This is a genomic window from Colwellia sp. BRX10-1, assembly GCF_014077545.1.
Classification (GTDB): domain Bacteria; phylum Pseudomonadota; class Gammaproteobacteria; order Enterobacterales; family Alteromonadaceae; genus Colwellia_A.
Window position 1 is genome coordinate 22804 of sequence record NZ_JACGWC010000037.1, and the last position, 6425, is coordinate 29228.

The 6425-nt window shown below is 34.8% G+C and carries 5 protein-coding genes; 2 read left to right on the top strand and 3 right to left on the bottom strand.

The features are described 5' to 3' along the window. Window positions 1-27: 27 nt before the first annotated feature. Window positions 28-447, bottom strand: a complete 420-nt coding sequence (locus H4J75_RS18490; protein WP_259366456.1) for a response regulator — start codon at window positions 445-447, stop codon at window positions 28-30. Window positions 448-753: 306 nt separating this feature from the next. Here H4J75_RS18490 and H4J75_RS18495 point away from each other — a divergent pair, with 306 nt between their 5' ends. Then, complete coding sequence (locus H4J75_RS18495; RefSeq protein ID WP_182222916.1) at window positions 754-2220, top strand: sigma-54 dependent transcriptional regulator; 1467 nt, start codon at window positions 754-756, stop codon at window positions 2218-2220. A gap of 630 nt (window positions 2221-2850) precedes the next feature. Here H4J75_RS18495 and H4J75_RS18500 read toward each other — a convergent pair. Both H4J75_RS18500 and H4J75_RS18505 read right to left on the bottom strand, forming a co-directional pair. Further along, window positions 2851-3087: a thioredoxin family protein gene (locus H4J75_RS18500; RefSeq protein WP_182222917.1), complete on the bottom strand. Its 237-nt coding sequence runs from the start codon at window positions 3085-3087 to the stop codon at window positions 2851-2853. A gap of 23 nt (window positions 3088-3110) precedes the next feature. Continuing rightward, window positions 3111-4100 carry a permease gene (locus tag H4J75_RS18505; RefSeq protein WP_182222918.1) on the bottom strand — a complete coding sequence of 330 codons (990 nt, stop codon included), beginning with the start codon at window positions 4098-4100 and terminating at the stop codon, window positions 3111-3113. Window positions 4101-5335: 1235 nt separating this feature from the next. On the opposite strand from H4J75_RS18505, the gene H4J75_RS20305 reads away from it, so the two are divergent. Beyond that, a complete protein-coding gene (locus H4J75_RS20305) occupies window positions 5336-5992 on the top strand; it encodes a PEP-CTERM sorting domain-containing protein (protein ID WP_259366457.1) in 657 nt (218 codons plus the stop codon). Window positions 5993-6425: the final 433 nt, after the last annotated feature.

The window sequence follows — 6425 nt, forward strand, 5'->3', positions numbered from 1 at the left end:
AAGTTATGATTTAAACTTTTAAGTAATTTATTTTTCTTTTTTTAAATGAGTGATCTCCAAACCTTCTTCGACAGCATTAATTAGCTCATTATTATTCCAGGGTTTATTGATAAAACGATTGATTTTACCTAAATCAATTGCTGCCACTGTTGATTCAAAATCAGCATAGCCACTTAATACTATTCTGTAAGTGTCTGGGTGTGAATTAGCCACTATTTCTAATAATGCTGCGCCATCCATTTCAGGCATTCTCATATCAGAAACAACGATATCTACGTGCGTTTTCTCTAAAATTTCTAGTGCGTCTTTAGCACTATTAGCAATAATGACATTATATGACTTGCGGTGAAATAAACGTTGCAAAGTCCTGAGTATAATTCGTTCATCATCAACACATAAAACAGTCATATCTGAATACAAAGTATTTTGGGTACTACAATCTGACATAATCTTTCCCTACAAATTTTACAACTGAAATAAATAGTTTTAATGATATTAATTATAACGACCACTATATTATCTATTCTTTACCTTATAGTGATAAATAATAAACATATATTATAATTATAACGGTTATTTATTCAAAAATTATTGATATTATTATAATTAATAAGTCAATTTACCTTAACAACATTTGTAATTGTTAAGGCGATACATTAAGTTTTACATGTGGAATAAAAAATAGTTATAGCTAAATGCAACACTGTTTTATAGAAAATTTATTGGTCTTTAGTGCTGATTTTAAGGGAAGAAATGCAAAATTTGAATAAATCGGTCATTTTATTTGTTGACGATGAACCCGCTATTTTAAGATCGCTTCAACGTATTGCGAGCAAAGTGGATGCTACTATTTTAACGGCTGCCAGCGGTGGTGAAGCACTTGAGGTGATTAAAGAATGTCATGTTGATGTCATTGTTTCTGATATCAACATGCCCAATATGAACGGCAATCAATTACTTGAACAAGTTGCTCAAATTTCACCTGAAACTGTTCGTATTGTTTTAACCGGATGTGACAACATGGATACGGTACTTAATGCGGTTAATTCAGGGCACATTTGGGGTTTTTTACATAAACCTTGGGATAATTTCGAACTTATTGTTAAGTTAAAGCAAGCATTACAGCTCCAGCATATACTTGCTGAACGTACCTTAATGCGAAGAACGATTGATCAATACCAAAAATATCACAAAGCAAAATTTGAAGGCTTTATTGGCGATTCAATTCCGATGCAATTTGTTTATTCTTGTATCGAACAAAGCGCTCCCAGCAGCGCCTCTGTATTTATTACTGGGCCTAGTGGCTCAGGAAAAGAAGTAGCTGCACAGGCAATTCATCGCTTAAGTAAAAGAAAAAACGGACCTTTTATTGCGCTCAATTGTGCCGCTATACCTTCAGAACTGATGGAATCAGAAATTTTTGGTCACATCAAAGGAGCATTTTCCGGTGCTGTTTCAAATCGTGATGGTGCAGCGTCATTGGCCAACGGCGGCAGCTTATTTCTGGATGAAATTGGTGAAATGGATATCAGTTTACAGGCTAAATTATTACGTTTTATTCAAACAGGTTGTTTTCAAAAGGTCGGTAGCGGTAAAGAAGAAAAAGTAGATATTCGTTTTATCAGTGCAACCAATCGAGACCCTCAAGTTGCCATTGATGAAAAGAAACTACGTGAAGATCTCTTCTATCGGCTCAATGTTATTTCTATTGTGTTACCCGCACTAAATGAACGTGGTGGTGATATTTTGAAGTTAGCCAAATATTTCTTAAGCTACTTTAGCAACATTGAAGAAAAAGTTTTTTCGGGTTTCTCAACTAAGGCTGAGGCATTAATTATATCGTACTCTTGGCCAGGTAATGTTAGACAACTACAAAATATTATTCATAGCGCAACAATTATGTCTGAAGGACCCTTAGTTGCTGAACAAGTTATTGTTCAGCAACTTGGTCGACAGCTCAAACAGCCTGTTCTTGCAATTCCTACCCCACTTAAAGCGGTTGTTTCGGCACCAAATGATATAAATATGCAAACACCGATGCTCAATACAGCTAATTTAACAACTTCAATAATTACCTTGGCTGATGTCGAAAAGCATGCTATTGAACAAGCGATTGCATTGTGTGATGATAACATCGTCAAAGCAGCCAGCGAACTAGGTGTGAGTCCATCAAAGCTTTATCGCAAAATTCAGCAATGGCAAGTACAAACACTAGATTAGTACCATTTTAAATTTACAAAAAACGCTGATAATTTTTTTGCAGAGTACAAATTATTATCAGTGTACACCTGTAAGTGAATAAAACTTTATTAATCAGTGCGTTAAGGTAAGCCAGATGATAGCTCAAAAGTTAATCAGCTATTAAGTGGCATGGATAAATCTGTTGCAGAAAGTTTCACTTATAAACAACGTAAAGCATTACAAAAAAGCATTAGTAGCCAAGACTGGCTAAGTCACAATGTAGATTTTAGACCTACATTAGCATTGTCTTTTCTCCCTTGGAGTTTCTATATTGTTTTTCTAGTGGGTATAAATAGAAGGGGACTTACACACACCGAACGCTTCATTGCTTTTACTATGTTTTTACTATTTATATTCGTCTTCGGTTTAGCCATGATTGGTTGTGTGTTTTTGTTAATTTATTTATTTATTAAAGTCATGGTTAGGAATAGATTTGTTTCCAAATGAATCTTTAGGTCTTTGCGACGCCCTCAAAAGTCTTTTCTAGCTATTTTCACGCAAAGTAAATGCTTTAACAGGCATAATGATAGATTTTTATGTAACATTGCTTACAGCTTGATAACGCTATCTGTTAGTTATCAAGCCGTATGTATCACTTGCCAGATACTCTTAGTTGATTAACCATGACTGAATAGCATCTCTGTCTGGGATAGAACCGCTATGCACATTAACATCATTAATTAAAACTGCTGGGGTAGTCATTACGCCATATTCCATAATAACTTCAGGGTCTGTTTCTTTTATTACCTGAACATTAATATTCAATTCTTTGGCTATTTTAGAAATTTTTTCAACAGTCTTTATACATTTAGTACAGCCAGTACCCAGTACTTTTATTTCTTTCATAATCTTTTCTCTTTAGTTAAGTATTAAATAAATGGGCTTAAAAAATTAAATGTCCAACCAATTAAAGTAAATGCGCTAAGCAATAGGATAAAAAGTATCGCCAATAACCGCCACTGCATAACTTGCTTTAATAAGATGAACTCAGGAAAACTTGCAGCTACAGTACTCATACAAAAAGCGAGTGTGGTTCCTACAGGAAGACCTTGTTTAAGTAAACTTTCCATGACAGGAATAACACCGGTCGCATTAGAATATAAAGGTATGCCAAGTAAAACTGCAGAAGGGACTGACCACCATTGCCCATCGCCTAAATGCGCTTGAATCCAACCGTCGGGAACAAAACCATGTAAAGCTGAGCCTAACCCTACACCTACGATGACCCATTTCCATACTCGTCCAAAAATGTCGCTGAGCTCTTCCTTTGCAAAAGTATGTCTTTGTTTTAACGATAATATTGCAGATTGTTTAGCTTTAACTCTTACCGTGTTTTGACCGCGTTCTAACGCTTTGGCGGCAAAAGATTGCAACCAACGTTCAGCTTTTATGGCATCAAGAAAAATACCGCCTAATATGCCAACAGACATCCCAACCACAATGTAAAGCAGGGTAAATTTCCATCCCAATAAACTAAGTAACAGCAATACTGCTACTTCATTTATCAGTGGTGATGTTATGAGAAATGACATCGTTATACCCACAGGGATCCCTGCTGATGTAAAACCCAAAAATACCGGAATACTCGAGCAAGAACAAAACGGCGTTATTGCGCCAAAACTTGAGCCAAGTAAATAACCAACCCCTGAATGTTTACCGGCTAAATAATCACGAATACCTTCAACATTCATTGACGCTCTTAATAAAGCAATAGCGTAGATCATTACTAATAACAAAAAGAATATCTTAGTGGTGTCTTCGATAAAAAAATGAAGGGCATCGCCTACTTTTGTTGTTTTAGATAAGCCAAATATATCAACAACTAACCATGTGGCTAAATCGGTAAATATCTCAAACATAAGCTGTCCTATCGAGGTGAATAATAAATAATAAAATAAGTTCGCTAAGGTAGTATGGATTTTTTAATACGGTTTTAAACGGCCTTGACGGTAAAATTTAAACCGATAAAAGACAACAATAAGCGATTGATATACTCATTATTATAATAGTACAGCGTTGTTATACTTTGACTTAAGTCAGGTTATCGCTAATTACTGCCGATAAAAAGACGGTAGTATTAGTAGGTGAGTTCGTTGAGTATCGATATTTTCCCTTTGCGCTATTTGTGGATCTTCACTAATAATGAGAATTCTCGTTCAGGATTTTCTTGGCTGTAGCTAGATTGAGTTAAATCAATTGAAAAATCTACGTCAAAAGTCGTGAGAAAACTATAAAAAACGTCACAAAAAACAAGAAAATTTAAAAACCTCCTAAGCTATGTACTGAATGGTCACTTATAGCCAATAGCTGACTTTAGCTTTTGTGAAGTCATGAGCATATTAAGGAAAATTTTCACTAATATGTATTTCATGTTTGTAGGCTGTTGAAATTCAAAGCCGATAGTGGAGTTTAAATCCAGATGTTGACTATGGGGCTAAATTTACCGTTAACTAAATAATAAATCAAAGTTCGCTTTACTAATACCTAAATTCACTAACAACGGATAAAACTCCGATAGACGCATATATCAAATATTATTATCATGTTTCACTCGAAATTCATTAATATACTTTAGAATGATTTATTACTTAAAATCAACAGATTGAGTTTGTAGTAATACCAACGGATAACAATTCAAACCAACTGATTACAAGTCAGTTGCTAGGTGGTAGGTAAGTATTGAAATTACTGTTGTGTAGTGTGGTTTAAGTGGTGAATTATAATAATTAGCACCACTCAGTTTTAATCCATTACACTACTAAAACACTCGTTTTAGGTGGTTTAAACCCGATTGTTACGATGATTTATCTCTAGTTGACGGTGAAATTCAATCCTCTAATTATGTTTTTATATTAAAAACAACTTAAACTGATGTTTTTAAAATTTTGTAATAAATTCAACTTGTTGATGCGTTTTTGGTGTCAGGTTGTTTTACAGTGTTACTAAATTAAATATTGCGTAAATTACCATCATGTTGATATATTAGATGTTTTTTTTTTGGCATGATTGTTGTATTAAAGAACGTATCGCTAATATGTACAATTTTAACTACCGACCATAAATTTATGGAAAATGGATTAAAAGGAAAATAAAAATGAAATTTAAGGTTTTAAGAACGGCAATTACTGGTTTAATTTTTTCGGTTAGTTGTTTTTTAAATATTGCAAATGCAGGTTTAATAACGAAAGATTACGTCGCTCTGAACGATGGTCTCATCACAATAGACACCACCAGCAATCAAGAATGGCTAGATGTATCCATATTCGTGGGAATGAATCTCCAGCTGTTGAGTGGGACGAATCAATGGAGCGATGCAGGTTTCCGTTTGGCATCTACGGTTGAAATATTTAATTTATATAAAAATGCCGGAATCTTGTATATTAATGATTACAATAACATATACGATTTAGGAGATAGCTCAAGCGCAAATGCAGCAAGCCAATTAGCGTCACAACGTTTGTATAATATGCTAGGCGGGTCACCTGCTAATTTCGGTGGGCGAAGTGACATCCACGGATTACAGTCAGATGCCGATAACGATGGTAATGCGTATTTGGCACGTCTACAGACGTCGGGCAGAGCCGCCATAAACACAAATGGGGATTCGTGGGGAGTAACATATACAAGACATGAAGCCGTAGGTGCATTTTTTGTTCGAGACATTACAGATGTCCCAGAACCTTCGACACTTGCTATTTTTGCATTAGGAATGATTGGTTTAGCATCACGTCGATTTAAGAAACAATATTAATATAGTTTTATAAAACTTTTTGCGATAAAACATCAATTGTCATGATTGGTGTTTTTTTTGTTTCTGGTGGTTGGTAAATCAGGTTGTTTCATCGTAAAACCATCACCATAGGATTAAGTATCCTTTGTTATGCCATATAAACAAAGACTTCTGACGATTACATTTAAATAATTAACACTGCTTAAGCCTAAATTATGATTTTAACACCAAATGATTCCCGTCGAGTGTTGGCAATGATGGCTTATCTCTCTGTCAGGAACAGGATAGATTGAACACTATAAACAGCTTAAACATCAATTACTGCTAACGTCCGCTCTACGCCCTGAGACCTTTAACAAGCTTTTTCTTTAAAAAGTAATGGGGAATTCCTATCGCTCAATGCTTTTAAATACTTGGCTTCATTGTATGGCTCTTTAGTTTTCCAACATCGAAA